The following is a 16,549-nucleotide window of genomic DNA, read 5'->3' as shown; positions in this document are numbered from 1 at the left end:
TTTTTATTGATAAATCTAACACAATAATTCAACAAAAGTCTCTGACAGACTGTCTTGCAAGCCTGTAAATAAAATCCTAAAAAAATATTTTAAACATAATTATGGTTTGACAGATTGTCTTTTGACACTATTATTTCAAGATGATATAAATTACTTTCATATTGGCTACTAAAAGTAGTATGAGCGAAGAAAAGCAGCTATGCTGAAGAAAGTCAACCCCTTCGGGTAATTCAAAATTCAAAATGACGCTCGCGGACTCGCTAACGCTGCGCTAACAAAATTCAAAATTACAATCCCCATAAATAAATTTAGTTGCTCTGAAACAAGGACGTAGTAAATATGCGCTGTGCGTCTAGAAATACATTTTTTTGCTTCTCCATAAATAAATTTAGTTGCTCTGTATCCTTTACGTTTTCGGTCAATAAGAGGCAGAGGGGATGTTGACCGCCTACAATATGCAGAGTATGAACCTACTCCAATAAGAGAAGATTCCGCCTACAAGGGGCATAGCTTGTACCGAAAATCATTTTTCTCCTCTACCCCTATGCCTTCCAATACGGTTCGGTTAAGGTTTTTTGATGAAAATTCTAGATCACAAAGACGCGATAAATCACCGTCAAGACGAAGAACTGATTATTGTAGAGACGGCGATTTATCGCGTCTCTTGCCTTAACCGAACAGTATTGCTATGCCTTCTTGTAAAAGTAATTTCTCCCTCTACTAAAAGGGTCTCAGAGCAAACTAAATTTATTTATGAAAATTAAAACAAGTCGCAAGTCGCAAGTCGCAAGTCAGTTTTGTGAAAGCGTTGCGGTAGCGAGTCTGCGTTAGCGAGTACTCGAGTGTCGCGTCCGGGGATTTAGACTCCGACCCAAAACTTACCGGTTATTGAACCGGGGGACTTAAACCCACGGTACTCGGTTAAAAAAATGAATAAGGGGTTTATCCCAAAAGTAATTGATGAACTGCAAGCAGAGTAAAGTTCCCCCGAACTTAGGAACTGCTACCGATCAAGTACTTCCACAATCCTCCAGATACTGTGGAGCAAGATCATCAGTTCATCAAACTATTGGTGAACTTATGGGATTTGGCTTCTTCACTAGAGCGCAAGTGCTTGGAGATCCTTAGTGCTTTAGCGATTTATATTCCCTATAAATAAAGAATATCATACATCTGGCCGATTTACTTGCGCTGGACAATTAATTTACAAACAGTATTCGTGGTTACAATCTGATATGTACAAAAAAAGTACAAATTCTGCCAGATATGAATTTACATTCATTCAAGCTTAGGCTTATCTACATCCATTGTTTGTGTGGCTTCAAACCAAGTATCGCAGTCATGAAGCTGAAACCAATCATTGCTCAAATTGGTATCACCTATTCTCCATAATGTGTGCCTGCCACTTTCCCTCCCCCCACTCCTGGACTCAATGTATCAATTATGGTGATTGCTGTGATTAAAGAGTCCCCAGCAATTTATAGTGGGAGTTGTCTGTAAATCCTTAAGCAATTGTGAAAGCGATTACTCTCGTTGGTTCCACTGGTTCTATTGGTACTCAGACTTTAGATATTGTCACTCAGTACCCAGATCAATTTCAGATTGTGGGATTGGCCTCTGGGCGCAATGTGGAAATGTTGGCTGCTCAAATTCGGCAATTTCGACCGAAAATAGCAGCAATTTGCTCAGAAGAGCAATTACCAGCCCTCAAAGAAGCAATCATTGACCTCGATCCCCAACCGATTCTACTGGCGGGTGACGCCGGAGTGATAGAAGTCGCCCGTTACGGCGATGCCCAAACTGTTGTTACGGGGATCGTTGGTTGTGCTGGTTTGCTACCCACCATCGCAGCGATTGAAGCTGGTAAAGATATTGCCTTAGCGAACAAAGAAACCCTAATTGCAGGCGCACCTGTGGTTCTACCCCTAGTTGAAAAACATGGTGTCAAATTACTCCCAGCCGATTCCGAACATTCCGCAATCTTTCAATGCCTCCAAGGTGTGCCAAAAGCAGGCTTGCGGAAAATCTTGCTGACTGCCTCTGGTGGGGCTTTCCGAGACTGGGATGTAGAAAAATTAGCAGATGTAACCGTAGCTGATGCCCTCAAGCATCCGAATTGGTCGATGGGGCGGAAAATCACAGTAGATTCTGCTACTTTGATGAATAAAGGGCTGGAAGTAATTGAGGCTCACTTTCTGTTTGGGTTGGATTATGACAATATCGAAATTGTCATTCATCCCCAAAGTATCATTCACTCGCTGATTGAATTGCAAGATACTTCAGTTTTAGCCCAACTCGGTTGGCCGGATATGCGCTTACCTTTGCTGTATGCCTTATCTTGGCCTGATCGCATTTACACCAACTGGGAACGACTAGATTTAGTCAAAGCTGGAAATTTAACCTTCCGGGAACCAGATCACCAGAAGTATCCTTGTATGCGGTTGGCTTATGCTGTGGGGAAAGCTGGTGGTTCCATGCCAGCTGTGTTGAATGCCGCCAATGAGCAAGCTGTGGCTTTATTTTTAGATGAAAAAATTCGCTTTTTAGATATTCCCCGGTGTATCGAATGGGTGTGCGATCGCCATCAAAATGATAACCGTACAAATCCCTCTTTAGATGACATTTTGGCAGCAGATAAATGGGCAAGACAAGAAGTTTTAATAGCGACTGAAAAGTTAGAGACTCACTCGCAGATAATTTCTCTGCGATAAAAACCTTTAATTCAGATATCCAAAAGGCAGATTTTCTGGCTCTTGACCAATTCTTGTTTAGCCTTCAGCCTAATGCTGAAGGCTAACGGTCAAATATCACACTTCCCCAATATCAAAAATGCGTAGCCGTAAGGCTTGTCGTCAGACATCGCATTCTCCCCAAAATCACCAAAACGCAATGATAATTTGTGCTTCAATCTTAAAGAAGTCCACCCGAATCTGAGGGAATGCTTAATTGTCGAGCAGCATCAATAAGTCTACGATCTAGTGAGAGAAGATTTTCTATGCTGTGGTTGCGAGCGATTGCTAAATGTAAAGCGTCTCCTGCTCTCAATCCGGTTTCCCATTGCTGGATAAATTCAGCTGCGAGAATAAAATCAGCAGTTGTCACTGTAAAAACTGTGTAAGATTGAACTGCATCTTCTTTAAATGAGTGTATTACCGCTTCCATTTGTTCTAGATTCAACTCATTCATCCGAACGCGACGGGACACAAGACTGGTAAACTCGACGGTTGTCCAATCGCTAATGGCTAATTTATGAGTAGGTATATTAAGCAGGATTGTCTCAACTGATGTACTAGTTGCTTCTTGGATGTAGAAAGGTGCAAGAAAGCTTGTGTCTAGGTAGATCAATACCTTGCCTCTTGACGTAAACTTTGAATGATTTCTACATTACTGGCTAGTGTCTGAGATTGGGTAGCTCTTAGTTTGTGGCGAGATGTTAAAGGTTGAGGTATATGTGAGATTGATGACAACCGAGCGACGGGTTTACCATGACTAATAATCACTATTTCTTCGCCATTTTTAACTTGGTTAAGCAGTTGATTTATGGTAACGGATATGTCAGTAATATCTATTTGTTGCATAATATTAGGCGATCGCACTCATAGGCTGTATATCTATATTTTTCAATCCTATCGCAACTTGTCGATGAACGCGATCGCCCTCCCAGAAACCCCAATCCCCAATAAATGCGATCGCACCAGCACCAGAATAGAAAATATTCTCTCCAGATGACTCAAGTCAGTGATGTCAGAAAGTTTTTTGACTCCTTCGAGTTGATACAGTAATCATTAAATTACTAGTCGCCAAATAGATTTTTTGGCAACTATTAGAACTCCTGTCTGATTTCTGAACAAAATGTCAAATTAAACCCTGATTCAACAGCCTTTTAAGTCTCAGGATGTTTTCAAAAATCAAATCGGAGTCCTAATCTAACTCTTGTATATTGTGATTATTGATACAAAAGCTTTAAAAAAGTCTTTCCAGTAACTCTGCCAAATTGCCAAATAACTTGCCTCTGCTCTGCATTTTTGTCTAATTTCCAGGTAATATGGCATTGGCACAGCTACATAAAAAATCTGAGCTTTAGTATCTATTCAAAATTAGGTCTAATAGCTTTAGCACTAATAATTGTTACTCAGATAAAAGTTTATCTTCCCTGAATAAACGGGTTCTCAGATAACGGCTAATATAAGGAATTTATATATTATGATTGCTACGTTGATTGTAGCTTGGATTGTCTTCATAATATTGTGGAAGTTGCTGAAAGCAACCCTAAAGAGTGCATTGACTATTGCCGCAATCCTAATCTTATTAAATATCAGTTTTGGCATTACCCCGCAAGATATCTGGCACCAGGTAACGCAATTTGCTCAAACTATCTCCCAGATACAAAGTGGCAAATAGAAAATTAAAAATTGTTATTTAATGCCGAAATCTTGGCTAAAGCATCCTTAACACTCGCTGGCAATTGACGCATAATCTTGCCTCTTTCGCGATCTAAAGCGACTAAAGTCACCTTGGCAGTGACGTACAATTGTTGTCCATCAGTTGAGACAATGGCATAATCCCAATTGATTCGGACACCAGTCACCTCAGCCATGCGCGTTTTTACCACCACTGCCATACCCAATTGAATTGAACGGTGATAGCGCACTGACAGTTCTACAACTGGTAAATCGCAGCCTATAGCGACTAAATCAGCAAATTCAACCCCTATAGATCGCAAGCATTCAATCCGCGCTTCTTCCATCCAAGCTAGATAGGAACCGTGCCAAACAAGACCGGCATAGTCAGTGTGGTGGGGTTGCACTCTCACAGGATATTCAAACCAATTCCCAAATTCATGACTTGATGGATTGTCAATGGCGCTGGTTGGTGGTAGTTTTGGTTGGCTGGGTTTTTCTTCTGACATCTTCAAATTTCTCAGCACCTATAAATTTTCCAAATCAATAAAAATTAATTGCGTTGCCAGACTTCTTGATTTAATATTTACCTTCCTGGAATAGACAGTATTTTATTATGCAGCCTGATCTTAAGTATGTTAATGTTTTTGCTTTGACTCTACTTAGTTTACTAGTACAACACGGCGTAAATAAACCACCCATTCAAAATCGATGAAACGCTTACGCTGCATTCATTTTGAATTTTGAATTTTGTTAGCGCCGGCGGCAAGCGAGTCTTCTCCCAAGGGGAGACGCTAAGAGCGAACGAGCGTCATTTTGAATTCCGCCTTGCGGTACTAGGTTTTGGGATGGCATACCCAGACAATAACCATGTAAGCACAAATGCAAGGTTGAGGTACAAATCTGGAGAAAAAGCTCAAGCTTTACCGTGCCAATTTTAGATTTTAGATTTTGGAAAATGGAATTGTTTTTTGGTTCAAGCCCCGCCCGAAGTCAAGCGGAACAAATCTAAAAGACGCTCTCTACGAGACGCTAAAAGCGTAGCTTGCTTCCCTGAAAGGGTACGCGGACTCGCTCTAAGCGTTGCCATGCTGAAGGCGTTACCTCTCGTTCGCGTTAGCGTCTCCGACAGGAGAAGCAGAAGAGAAGGCTTTACGCAACGCTTACGTCAATCCAAAATCCCCAAGCTGCAACCCAACCTGGATTTCTCACCACATCTCATTACTTCACCCGCGAGGGGAGCAGGGGAGCTTGTGAGAAATGCGGGCCAAGAGTAGGTGCAATCAATCCAAAAGACGCTCGCGGACTCGCTAACGCTACGCTATCGCAAATCTAAAATCCAAAATTGATTGACAATCAGTAATTTACAGCCCCATTGAGTATAAAATTATCCTATCATGTAGGCGATCGGGCAAAATATGCTTTAGCAACGCTCCAATTTTGGCATCTTGTCCAACAAGATAGCGCGTCTTAGGTCTCTTTGCAGTGAGCGCCTCAACAACGGTTTGAGCGACAATATCCGCAGAAATTCCCCCAGATGCAAGAATCTGCATTTTTTTGCGGACAATATTCATTGCTTGCCCGTAGAGATTTTGTGCCGATTGTGGTAAATCATCCTGTGCTATTTCCGATTGACTGAGAGACTTTTCCCAAATTGGAGTAGCGATCGCACCAGGTTCGATAATAGAAACGGAGATTCCCCAAGGTCTTAACTCCATCCGCAGCACATCAGTGAGTGCAACGAGGGCAAATTTTGACGCATTGTAAGCTCCCAAGAACGGCGTCGGACTTCTACCAGCAATGGAACCCATATTGACAATTCGCCCCCGACTCTGGCGTAATAGACCAAGAAATGCTTGTGTGACTGCTAATTGTCCGGTGACATTAACCAGCATTTGTTGCTGAAATTCGGCGATCGCTAATAATTCTAAAGGGCCAGGGACAGCAATTCCGGCATTATTTACTAAACCCAAAATTCCCCCACCACCGATTGCATTTGTTACCTTATCAACCGCATCTGCGATCGATTCAGCGTCAGTAACATCTAAAAAAATCGGAATCAGCCTTGGCGATCCTTTCTGTTTAAGTGTTTGAGCATCAATATCTTGACGCACTCCAGCAAAAACAGAGAAGCCCAACTGGTCTAAAAGCAAAGCAGTGGCCTGACCAATTCCTGTTGAGGCTCCTGTAACCACTACTGTACGTTGATATTCTACAACCATTAATTTTCTTTGATGATGGGGCTGCCGTAATTACGAATTACGAATTACGAATTACGAATTAGTATCAATCTTTGCAAATACCAAGCCGAAGGCAATCTTCGGTTTGGTCATCTCTAGCCGATATTTGCCACGGTAATATGCGTGATTGAGCATTTGTACTGTAAGCAATTAGAGCAGCTATTGTGGAAAACTGGTTTTTAACAATTGTCACGTCACTACTACAAGTATTGCCTAGCTCAACATTGTATAAATAAATAGGCAATGCCATGAGGGCAATGCAAATTGTCCGGTTCATACCCAACCTCAGCTAAAAATTTCCGATTACGCTATGTATAGATGCCACCTTGATGAACCGGATTTTTAAAACTGAGTGTTAAATGTTGAAGTTTTGAAGTTGTGTGAATTTACCATACTCAGTGCTGTTAGCGGTAGCGGGGCGTTTAGCCCGTGCTGAGTAAGAAGAGGAGTACTCGGTACTTTCGCACTTGGGTTTTTGCTATGCCCCTCTCTGCGAGACGCTGCGCGAACGTGGGCGGTCTTTCAACTCAGCACTCAGCACTCGGAACTCAGCACTCTTCATTCAGCGCTACTAGCAGCAGAGACGTGATTTCTTAATTATCGGTTCCACCCTTTTTTTAGGTTAGGCATTGCCTACAAGATGGCTTCCTACTAACTTATGCAGATGCAAACCCAAAAAACAGGACAAAAAACCCACAGCACCCAAAAACATATCTTAGTAACTCCATTCCCCAGATAAAATAGTTAACAAATGTTGCCTAGTAGCTAACTCATGACCCCTTCACAAGACGTAGATACTGTAGACGTTCCCAACATCGATCCTGAAGGATATGGCAACTCAGACACCGATCCTCTTGATGAGTTGCCAGGTGAAATCGAAATGTCCCTTTTCGACCACCTAGAAGAGTTGCGGCAGCGGATTTTTTATTCGCTCATTGCCGTAGCTGTGGGCATTATCGGCTGTTTCTTTGCCGTTAAGCCCATTGTCCAACTACTTGAGGTTCCAGCACAAGGAGTAAAATTTCTCCAACTTGCACCCGGAGAATATTTCTTTGTCTCCCTCAAAGTGGCAGCTTACACTGGCTTCATAATTTCTAGTCCTTTTATTCTTTACCAGATTATCCAGTTTGTGGTTCCAGGACTGACTCGCCGCGAACGCCGTTTACTGGGGCCTGTGGTTTTGGGTTCGAGTGTGCTGTTTGGGGCAGGTTTAGTATTTGCCTATTTACTTCTTATCCCCGCCGCCTTGAAATTTTTCATTAGTTACGGAGCAGATGTAGTCGAACAACTTTGGTCAATTGATAAATATTTTGAATTTGTGCTGCTACTGTTATTCAGCACTGGTTTAGCATTTCAAATTCCCATCATCCAATTGTTGCTTGGTAATTTGAATATTGTCTCGTCTCAACAGATGGTTTCTGGTTGGCGTTACGTGATTATGGGAGCAGTGGTTTTAGGAGCCGTCCTGACACCTTCTACTGACCCCCTGACTCAAAGTCTTTTAGCGGGAGCAGTTTTAGGGCTTTATTTCGGTGGTGTAGGACTAGTGAAGCTTACAGGTAAATAACATTTGGAATAGGTAAAAAGATTTTAATCCAAGCGTTGGCTCACCAGTCATACAGAATTCAGAATTGAATTCTGGCGACTGATGCCAATATTTATATTTTTTAAATTACGAGACGTTTAGCACGTTTATGCTCATACATGAGCTTGTCAGCCTCTTCTAGCAATTGTTCTAGTGAAACGTTTTCATTTAAAGCACATTGGGTGGCACCAACACTTATAGATAGTTGATATGAGTAATTATGCTCTTGATTAAAGCGCTCAATATTTTCTTGCAATCGCGGACGAAATTCATCTGTATTGTCTGGGGAGCAGACAGAAATAAATATTACAAACTCATCTCCTCCTATACGGGCAACAATATCCGACTCACGGAAGCTTTGTTTTAGTAATTGGGCTGTGTCAACGATCGCTCTGTCTCCTATTTCATGCCCTAGAGAATCATTAATCTGCTTTAAATCATCTAAATCAACAAACAAAAGACAGCAAAATACTTGTGTGCGTCGGGCAATTTTGAATTGATGATTTGCCAGCCAAAAGAAACCACGTCGATTATATAATCCTGTCAACTCATCAGTTAGGGATAGCTGCCTTACCTCTGCTTCAGCCTTCAGGCGTTCCTGAATTTCACCCTCTAGGCGTTGATTTTGTTCAAGAAGTTGTTGGTGTTGCTGTTTGATGAATAGCTGATTTCTGACTCGCATTAGCACTTCAAGTTCTTGAAATGGCTTGGTGATATAGTCTTGTCCACCTAGTTCAAAAGCCTGCAATTTATCATTGATTTGGTCAAGGGCACTAATAAAAATAATCGGAATGTGATTTGTTATTTTTGATGCTTTCAACTGTTGACAAATTTCATATCCGTTCATTTCGGGCATATTAATGTCAAGCAGAATCAGATCCGGCGGATGTCGATAAGCAGCTTGTAATGCCATTCTCCCGTTGAGGGATTTACGGATGATATAACCCTGCAACTCTAGCATTTTGGCTAATAACCGTAGATTATCGGGGGTATCGTCTACGACGAGGATATTCGTTTCCGAAGGGGATTTAAGTAAATTAGCCATAGGAGAATGGGGAATATTAACAATTCAAAATTCAAAATTCAAAATTCAAAATTCAAAATGACCCTCCTCCGTGGATAACGCTAACGGGGGATTTAAACTCCGAATGAAATGGGTGCTATATATATGTAGATTGCAGGTTCTTAAACCTTTTAATTTAGGGTAAAAACTAATTATTTTTTAACCCTTGTTTGCGTAAAAGGGTATCAGACCATACAGCATCTTCCGATTTTAGAGGTGGTACTGCTTCTTGATTATAATCGATTGCTAAGTAATATCTGGCACGATTGTATATGCCATGCAATAAAGATTGCAAATCTACAATCGGTTCTATATCTTCTGACTGTAAAGGTAATGGAAATACGGGAATCGTTTCTCTGATGTTAAATCCGTATAATTTCGCTTGAGGACGTGTTTCACTTCTGCTAACAATAATTTGATAATTAGTTACAGGAATTTCCCCTAAAATTAACATGGGTTTTCCAGTTCTGAGTAAATCAATTTCGACTAAGTGAGAAAGACTAGCTAAAACTTGTTTGCGTTTCAGTTTATATGCTTTTCTCCCTTCGCCTGCCCGTTTATTTTTAGGCGATAAAATTTCGATAGATGTCACCACAAAACCTGTAGAAACTTCTCGAATTTCTAAGTAATTTTCCGTAATATTTTCAGGTAAGGGTATCATCACCGTGATGCCTTCTGATGTTTCTTTGTGGATAGCAGTTGATGAGTATTGTTGCGGTAATTTTTGTTGAGAAAAAACTGAAACATCAGGTATACCAACTAATACAGAATCGGAGTCATCACTTAAATAAGTACGTTGTTCAATTGCAACTCGATACTGTGGGGGAATATTTTGCTCAATAGTATCTGCGATCGCTGTGATCAATCGATGATGTACTTCTGACCAAAACACAGGATTTTCTAAATAAGGATTCATTCCGGGAAATGGAGAATTCATAGTTTTACTACCCTGAAATGAGGAATTAGGATGATTCTAAATTAACGCTTCCCTGAGTTTGGGTAAGAGTTGCGATCGCCTCCAACTCGAAATTATCCACCAAATATTTCAGAGCATTGGCAAGAACTTGCTCCTGGTTGGGGATTTGGGCGATGAGATTATAGAGTTTGGCATCGTTGAGATCCAGGGCTGCTTGATGTGTCTGAATAATCCACTCTGGCGACATTACCTGTAAATCTTTGGCAGTTAGGGATTTATGAAGTAAGGTTTGCTGGTCTAACCCTGGTAAAACTTCTTCGCGGTAGCGGTAGCGGACTCCCAAATAGTGGGCAATCTTATCAAATAGGATAGTTTCTATAAATGGTTTGGTGATGTGGTCGTTGCAGCCTGCTTGAATGCTGGTGGTGTAGTCTTCCTCAAAGGCGTATGCTGTCACCGCAATAATCACCACCTCTTTACCTCCCTCCATCCCGCGAATTTGCTGGGTACTTTCGTAGCCATCCATCACAGGCATTTGAATATCCATTAAAATCAGGTGGGGATGCCATTCTGACCAGAGAGCGATCGCCTCCTTTCCGTTCTCGACTGCACAGACCTCAAACCCAACTAATTCTAATAGCCTGACGAGCAACAGACGATTTTCTTTAACGTCTTCCGCCACCAGAATCCGATAACTGGGCTGTCCCGGTTCCAGACCAATAACAGCGCCAGTTGTTTCCGGCACTATGACATCCACTGAGTTTACCAGAGTCAGTAAAACCTCACAAATGAAGGTTGACTGATGATTCAGGATGCTTCGCGCTGTAATATCACCACCCATTAAACGGGCAAACTGACGACTAATCGATAAGCCTAAGCCTGTACCTTTAGCCTGCCGACCTGATTCTGTTTGCGTGAAGGCTTGAAACACAGCCTCGATATCTGACTGAGCGATACCACATCCAGTGTCTTCAACTTCCAGATGAAGGGTGATGATTGATTTGGAATCATCGGTAGAAATTGAATCAACTCTCCCATTCAAAGCTTGTAATCGCATGGTGACACTGCCTGTTGTCGTAAATTTGATCGCATTGCTTAAGAGGTTGAGGATAATTTGGCGCAGTTTTGATTCGTCACCATACACATAGCGAGGAACGCTGGGATGCTGTTGTGCGATCAGATCAATTTTTTTCTCTAAAGCTTGCAGGGCAACCATATCTGTGATGGAGTGGATTAGCTGATGCAAATCGAAAGAGTTTTCTGTTAGGTGTAACTGACCCGCTTCAATTTTGGACATTTCCAACACATCGTTGATCAGAGTTAGCAAGTATTCTCCACTGCGGCTGATGATGCCTAAATCTTCTTGAAACTCAGATGAAATTTTGTCGTTGCGGTTCATCAACTGAGTAAATCCCAAAATGGCATTCAGGGGAGTCCGTAGTTCGTGGCTCATTTTAGCGAGGAACTGGCTTTTGGCACAGTTAGCGATCGCCGCTTGTTCTGCGGCTTGTTCTAGGGCAATCTGGGAAAACTCCAGCACTGCCAACATCAGCGTATTTCGCATCTCAGTAGCGGCTTCCACTTCCGCAACCTCCCAAGGCAAGGAAGTTTCCCGCACGGTTTCCTTCCACATTGCAAAGGACTTCCGGGGAGACAATTGCATCTCTCCAATTTCGTTGATTGTTATCGTATCCTGGGGATTGCCTGCCCAATTCACCGTCTGGATTTGCTCCGGTCGAAACCAGATAATGTGGTAAGACTTTTGTTTGGCATGGTTGAATAAAATTGAAATTGCCAGGATGCCGCTAGCTTGATCTTTAAATGCCTCCGCTTCTGGATATAAATGTGAGAGGAAATCGGTAGCAAACACTTGTTCCCCCTTGCGTTGCACCAACCAGGTAACAAGCTCCTGCACCTGGGTAGCCGATGGCGTTTGACCAACTAATGTCAGATGACCATCAAGCAAAATCGCGGCTCCTTGGGCATGAACTAGAGAAAGCAATTGAGAAGTATTTCGGATCAACACTTGCTCAATGAAATTGGACTCCTGCAATAACGTCTGTTGCAGTTCATCCTGAATCCCTTTCACTTGCGTTCGGTAAACATCCAATTCTCGTTCTTGCTGATGCACCAGTTCAATTGAGGCAAACTGTCCTAAAAATTCACAGGCTTTGCGAGTTTCATAATCCACTAGTTTCGGGCTGTAGTGATGACAGGTAATTAATCCCCAGAGGCGTTTGTCGTTGAGCAACGAAATCGACATTGACCCAGCAACCCCCATATTCTGTAGGTATTCAATGTGAAAGTGAGACACTCCTCGTAACATAGAATCACTCAGATCAAGGGGTGTATCCGTCAGAGGATGGTTAGCGGGAATCAGGAAGACAGGGATGTAATTGATATCGGGAATGAATCGCACCCACTTGCGGCAAAACAACTTGCGGGCTGGCGCGGGAATGTCTATTGCCAAATAGTGCAATCCCAAGTAGCTTTCTAGATGGCTCTGTTTCTCCTCCGCAATCACCACGCCACTGTCGTCTGCCTGAAAGCGGTAGATCATAACCCGATCAAACCCAATCATTGCTTTCACCTCTCTGGCAAGGGTTTGAGCCAGATTCGTCAGGCTAGTGGCATTACGGAAATTGGCGATCGCCCCTTGCAGGCGATGATAGAATTGGATTGAAGAGATGCTTTTGAGCGATCGCACAGGTTCTAGTTCTACGATCAACCCATCTACTATCCGGTACATCACACCTGTGAAGGTCTGACTTTTCCGTTGCCCATCAGTCTGGGCAACTCGCCGCGTTTTTAGCTCAAACGGATTGCAAAACTCCAGGTTATCTTCAGCCAGATAGCCAGCAAGTCGCTGCACTTGAGGGCGGGAAAACAACCGTTGTAAGGGTTGACCCAGCAAGGCTTCTGCCGAAATCCCAAAAAACTGTTCCACATTTTCACTAATCTGCAAGATTGTTAGCTGTGGCTCTTGCAGCATCAGCAACATTCCATGTGGCTGAATATAACCGGGAGCATACACTGATTCATCACTGCACACTTCTAAAGCCGTCAATATAGACGTGAGCGAGGAGAGCGAGATTGGATTTGGTGATTGCATAATTTCTGATTTGGATTGGCTAGAGAATTAGATATTCTCCAGCCCAATCTCAGAATTGTAACTGTGTTACTGATTTCAGGTGCAAGTAAGATAGAAGACTGATCCTTCACTTGCTTGTGGAACACTAGTACAATAAGGCAAAAGTAAAAAGGCAAAAGTAAAAAGAAAGAATGCTTATTTTGTAAGCTTTCTGACTATTTTAAATGGGTGGTTTATTTACGCCGTGTTGTACTAGTAGTATGTCCCAAAAGTTTTGAGAGGTTAGTGGTGTTTAGATCCCCGACTTCTTAAGATAACTCCACAGAATGATTGATCCAAAAGCTGTCATTGCGAGCGAAACGGAGTGTAGCAAAGCAATCCCAAGATTTTGCGGTTGCTTCATTTCGCTTCTCTACGAGACGCTACCGCGAACGCTCCATTCGCAATGACAATTGGGCATTTCTTTTTGTGGAGGTCTCTAAAGAAGTCGGGGATCTAGCGAACAATCCGAAAACCAGCGTGCTGATAAAAATTGGGACGGAACCAGTTGCGGTAATATTTTAAAGCTTCTGTACCATTAGTTATCCAACATCCTCCTAACATCATCTGATGTTGATCGTCAAAAAAGATGGCAGAATTATCTTGATAAAGAAAATGAGGTTGATATCCTGTAAGTGGATTTAAGTTATCACTCAACCATTCCCAAACATTACCCCGTAAATCGTATAATCCAGAGTTACTTTTTGTACTTTCTAACATTCCGACAGGGCTAGGTGAGCCAAATTTTAAATTGAGATTGTAATTTTCTACATTATCTAATAAGCTATTACTGTAAGTTGCTAAATGATATTCTGCTTCACTCATTAAGCGAGTATCTTTCCCTTGCCAGCGACAATAAGCCATTGCTTCATAATGGTTGACTTCTACAGGCCAATCTAAGGGTAAATTTATTTCATCAAACATAGCTCGATACTTGTAGCTACCGTTTTCATGTAACCAAAACTTGGGACACTGAATATTGTATCGATTTTTCCAATTCCAAGATTCTTCATCCCAATAGTCTTGATTTTCGTAGCCACTAGCCTTGATAAAATAGATAAATTCGGCGTTAGTAATCAGATATTTACTGGCGAAAAAAGGTGCAACTTTAACAGTGCGATCGCCATAATCAATATCCCATCCATAAGTTGAATCGTCAAAGGCTTTACCGAGTTTTACTACTCCACCAGTAACTTCTATCATTTCGTTCTGGGGAGTGTAACCATTAAAAGGGGCATATTGCCAATTTTGGGGACGTTTTACTCTCTCAATCGGTAGTTGGCGAATTAACATCGAAGAGGTTTCAATATGAATACGCTGGTGTTCAATCCCCATTATTAAAGCCCAAAGGGGATGAGTGGGATGAATTGGTAGAGTAATTGGGGTTGTCTTAATTAGTTCGGAAATTACAGTATATGCTTGTTCTCGATATTCCCAAGTCTCTGCAACTTGCGGCCATTGCAAATGAGCGATCGCTTCATTCAACTCCTCTGGAATTTCTGGATCGACTCCAATTTCAAACAGGATTTCATACTCTGGATTGAGGCGTTTTTCTAATAATCCTACCTGAATTAATTTATTGATGTAGAAAACAGCCGAATGCCCCAGATAAAAAATTAGAGGATTTCTCAAAGGGTCTGGATTTATATAGAATGTCTCTTCCCCAACCAGACTTTTCAATAACATCTCTTCCATGTGCCAAGCATTCTTAAAGTAATCTAGAATTACTTGAGAATTGCAACTATCAAGTTTAGGCGGATAAGTAGATTGAAAACTGTTCATGGTGTCAATTAAATTGATATTTAGAAAATGTACAGGATGAATAAAATTGATATCCCTGGTTTACCTCAATACAGTTTAGTAAGCCCAAAACACTTGTAGAGACGGCAATTTATCGCTTGTAGAGACGGCGATTTATCGCGTCTAGAAAACCCAAAATTGTTGCTAGTAGCTTACCCAAGCGTATTGTGGTTTACCTCACCCTCAATCCCTCTCCTTATAAAGGAGAGGGAAGCTAGAGACAGGATGAGGTTTTGCATCTTATTTAATCCACGTTCCTCAATAATTGCTGATGTAGTTAACAGATATATCTAGAAAATTAAATTTTGAAGATATGTTATTGTGAACGCAATTAAAATTGTTCAACTGAGCATGATATAAAATTTAAGCTTGACAAAGAATTAACCCAAATAAATGCTTGGGATCTGTCCAAGTCTTAAGTGTTTTAAGTCCGTGTATTTCTAGCTGCTTTTGCATCATGACTAAATCAAACTTACGAGAAATTTCAGTAAGAATACTTTCTCCATCTGCAAACAAAACTTGTAAATCTAATGCTTCTAAAGATACCTTGTGACTCTTTTGGCAATGCAGATACATCTCAATTTGAGCATCAGTCTCATTGTAAATAGCTTGATGAGTGAATAAATTGAGGTCAAAATTGCCTTGAAAACGCCAATTTAAGTGAGAGAGTATATTTATGTTAAAAGCTGCTGTTACTCCCTGACTATCGTTATAGGCTGGCTCCAAAATTTCCTTGGGTTTTTGTAAATCAATCCCCAAAAGAAAGTAGTCACCTACCTGTAAAGTCTTAGTAATTTGTTTTAAAAAATCATCACATTCTCGTGGATTAAAGTTACCAAGAGAACTACCCAAGAAAAAAATTAGCCGTGATGCTGCAAAAGTAGATTCTAGTTTTATGAGTGCTTGTTCATAGGTTCCTATTAATCCCTCAATAAAGAAAGTCGGATATTTTTGCTGTAGCTTGATTACACTAGATTTAAGGATTCCCCGACTAACATCAATGGGTATATATCTACAATAACTAGCAAACTTTTGATAAGCATCTAACAAAAACTCTGTTTTTGTAGAACTACCACTACCTAATTCCACAAGTTCACAAGCACCTGTAATCTGAGCAATCTCATCAGCATATTGACATAAAATCCATGCTTCTGTTCGTGTTGGATAATATTCTGGTAATTCACATATTTGCTCAAATAATTCTGAGCCACGATCGTCGTAAAAATATTTTGGAGGTAAGGTTTTTGCACTTCGAGTTAATCCTTGAATGACATCTATACCCTCGTTGTTGAGAGATTGATAATGCTCATTAAGAATTTTTATAGATGTCGCTAACATAATGTAAATGCTTTTGGTTTTAAATTAGATTCTTAAATATGACAGATTTACTGTTTAATGGCAATACTTCTTTTTCC

14 protein-coding genes are annotated in these 16,549 nt (G+C 41.2%); 4 read left to right on the top strand and 10 right to left on the bottom strand.

All coding sequences use genetic code 11. From position 1 onward, the window contains the following. The first annotated feature begins 578 nt into the window (after nt 1–578). Both V7K76_RS00245 and dxr read left to right on the top strand, forming a co-directional pair. Nucleotides 579–764: a hypothetical protein gene (locus V7K76_RS00245; protein ID WP_334777608.1), complete on the top strand. Its 186-nt coding sequence runs from the start codon at nt 579–581 to the stop codon at nt 762–764. 750 nt (nt 765–1,514) lie between these two features. After that, a complete protein-coding gene (gene dxr / locus V7K76_RS00240; protein ID WP_334777607.1) occupies nt 1,515–2,711 on the top strand; it encodes a 1-deoxy-D-xylulose-5-phosphate reductoisomerase in 1,197 nt (398 codons plus the stop codon). Between the two features lie 199 nt (nt 2,712–2,910). Here dxr and V7K76_RS00235 read toward each other — a convergent pair whose 3' ends face one another. Both V7K76_RS00235 and V7K76_RS00230 read right to left on the bottom strand, forming a co-directional pair. Then, the gene (locus V7K76_RS00235; RefSeq protein ID WP_334777606.1) at nt 2,911–3,345 is read right to left on the bottom strand and encodes a type II toxin-antitoxin system VapC family toxin; all 435 of its coding nucleotides are present in this window, start codon (nt 3,343–3,345) and stop codon (nt 2,911–2,913) included. After that, nucleotides 3,342–3,578 carry a type II toxin-antitoxin system Phd/YefM family antitoxin gene (locus V7K76_RS00230; protein ID WP_334777605.1) on the bottom strand — a complete coding sequence of 79 codons (237 nt, stop codon included), beginning with the start codon at nt 3,576–3,578 and terminating at the stop codon, nt 3,342–3,344. The genes V7K76_RS00235 and V7K76_RS00230 overlap by 4 nt, the downstream gene beginning before the upstream one ends. Nucleotides 3,579–4,203: 625 nt before the next feature. Between V7K76_RS00230 and V7K76_RS00225 the strand changes: the two genes are divergently transcribed. After that, entirely contained in the window at nt 4,204–4,401 is a 198-nt protein-coding gene (locus tag V7K76_RS00225; protein WP_334777604.1) for a hypothetical protein, read from the top strand. Between the two features lie 4 nt (nt 4,402–4,405). Here V7K76_RS00225 and V7K76_RS00220 read toward each other — a convergent pair whose 3' ends face one another. From V7K76_RS00220 to V7K76_RS00210, 3 genes are all read right to left on the bottom strand, one after another. Beyond that, nucleotides 4,406–4,909 carry an acyl-CoA thioesterase gene (locus tag V7K76_RS00220; RefSeq protein WP_334777603.1) on the bottom strand — a complete coding sequence of 168 codons (504 nt, stop codon included), beginning with the start codon at nt 4,907–4,909 and terminating at the stop codon, nt 4,406–4,408. Nucleotides 4,910–5,764: 855 nt separating this feature from the next. After that, the gene (locus tag V7K76_RS00215) at nt 5,765–6,622 is read right to left on the bottom strand and encodes an SDR family oxidoreductase (RefSeq protein ID WP_334777602.1); all 858 of its coding nucleotides are present in this window, start codon (nt 6,620–6,622) and stop codon (nt 5,765–5,767) included. 64 nt (nt 6,623–6,686) lie between these two features. Beyond that, the gene (locus V7K76_RS00210; protein ID WP_292848643.1) at nt 6,687–6,917 is read right to left on the bottom strand and encodes a hypothetical protein; all 231 of its coding nucleotides are present in this window, start codon (nt 6,915–6,917) and stop codon (nt 6,687–6,689) included. A 495-nt stretch (nt 6,918–7,412) separates the two neighbouring features. Here V7K76_RS00210 and tatC point away from each other — a divergent pair, with 495 nt between their 5' ends. Beyond that, nucleotides 7,413–8,207, top strand: a complete 795-nt coding sequence (gene tatC / locus V7K76_RS00205) for a twin-arginine translocase subunit TatC (RefSeq protein ID WP_334777601.1) — start codon at nt 7,413–7,415, stop codon at nt 8,205–8,207. Nucleotides 8,208–8,307: 100 nt separating this feature from the next. Here tatC and V7K76_RS00200 read toward each other — a convergent pair whose 3' ends face one another. The 5 genes from V7K76_RS00200 to egtD form a co-directional block, all read right to left on the bottom strand. Next, complete coding sequence (locus V7K76_RS00200; RefSeq protein ID WP_335029629.1) at nt 8,308–9,270, bottom strand: GGDEF domain-containing response regulator; 963 nt, start codon at nt 9,268–9,270, stop codon at nt 8,308–8,310. Between the two features lie 166 nt (nt 9,271–9,436). Then, nucleotides 9,437–10,225 (bottom strand): DUF4058 family protein, encoded by a 789-nt coding sequence (locus V7K76_RS00195; protein WP_334777599.1) that lies wholly within the window; start codon nt 10,223–10,225, stop codon nt 9,437–9,439. A gap of 25 nt (nt 10,226–10,250) precedes the next feature. Beyond that, nucleotides 10,251–13,316, bottom strand: coding sequence for an ATP-binding protein (locus tag V7K76_RS00190; RefSeq protein ID WP_334777598.1), 3,066 nt, complete (start codon nt 13,314–13,316; stop codon nt 10,251–10,253). Between the two features lie 474 nt (nt 13,317–13,790). Next, entirely contained in the window at nt 13,791–15,116 is a 1,326-nt protein-coding gene (gene ovoA / locus V7K76_RS00185) for a 5-histidylcysteine sulfoxide synthase (protein WP_334777597.1), read from the bottom strand. Between the two features lie 381 nt (nt 15,117–15,497). Beyond that, the gene (gene egtD, locus V7K76_RS00180) at nt 15,498–16,472 is read right to left on the bottom strand and encodes an L-histidine N(alpha)-methyltransferase (RefSeq protein ID WP_334777596.1); all 975 of its coding nucleotides are present in this window, start codon (nt 16,470–16,472) and stop codon (nt 15,498–15,500) included. Nucleotides 16,473–16,549: the final 77 nt, after the last annotated feature.

This window comes from Nostoc sp. (genome assembly GCF_036917975.1).
GTDB lineage: Bacteria > Cyanobacteriota > Cyanobacteriia > Cyanobacteriales > Nostocaceae > Nostoc.
The sequence above is the reverse complement of the archived record's forward strand: the minus strand, read 5'-3'. Positions and strand labels throughout refer to the sequence as shown.

Excerpts from the sequence above, each read along its gene's own strand:
- V7K76_RS00195 (WP_334777599.1), bottom strand. The coding sequence starts at position 10,225 with ATGAATTCTCCATTTCCCGGAATGAATCCTTATTTAGAAAATCCTGTG.
- V7K76_RS00230 (WP_334777605.1), bottom strand. The coding sequence starts at position 3,578 with ATGCAACAAATAGATATTACTGACATATCCGTTACCATAAATCAACTG.
- egtD (WP_334777596.1), bottom strand. The coding sequence starts at position 16,472 with ATGTTAGCGACATCTATAAAAATTCTTAATGAGCATTATCAATCTCTC.
- V7K76_RS00190 (WP_334777598.1), bottom strand. The coding sequence starts at position 13,316 with ATGCAATCACCAAATCCAATCTCGCTCTCCTCGCTCACGTCTATATTG.
- ovoA (WP_334777597.1), bottom strand. The coding sequence starts at position 15,116 with ATGAACAGTTTTCAATCTACTTATCCGCCTAAACTTGATAGTTGCAAT.
- V7K76_RS00215 (WP_334777602.1), bottom strand. The coding sequence starts at position 6,622 with ATGGTTGTAGAATATCAACGTACAGTAGTGGTTACAGGAGCCTCAACA.
- V7K76_RS00220 (WP_334777603.1), bottom strand. The coding sequence starts at position 4,909 with ATGTCAGAAGAAAAACCCAGCCAACCAAAACTACCACCAACCAGCGCC.
- V7K76_RS00210 (WP_292848643.1), bottom strand. The coding sequence starts at position 6,917 with ATGAACCGGACAATTTGCATTGCCCTCATGGCATTGCCTATTTATTTA.
- V7K76_RS00225 (WP_334777604.1), top strand. The coding sequence starts at position 4,204 with ATGATTGCTACGTTGATTGTAGCTTGGATTGTCTTCATAATATTGTGG.
- V7K76_RS00200 (WP_335029629.1), bottom strand. The coding sequence starts at position 9,270 with ATGGCTAATTTACTTAAATCCCCTTCGGAAACGAATATCCTCGTCGTA.
- tatC (WP_334777601.1), top strand. The coding sequence starts at position 7,413 with ATGACCCCTTCACAAGACGTAGATACTGTAGACGTTCCCAACATCGAT.
- V7K76_RS00245 (WP_334777608.1), top strand. The coding sequence starts at position 579 with ATGAAAATTCTAGATCACAAAGACGCGATAAATCACCGTCAAGACGAA.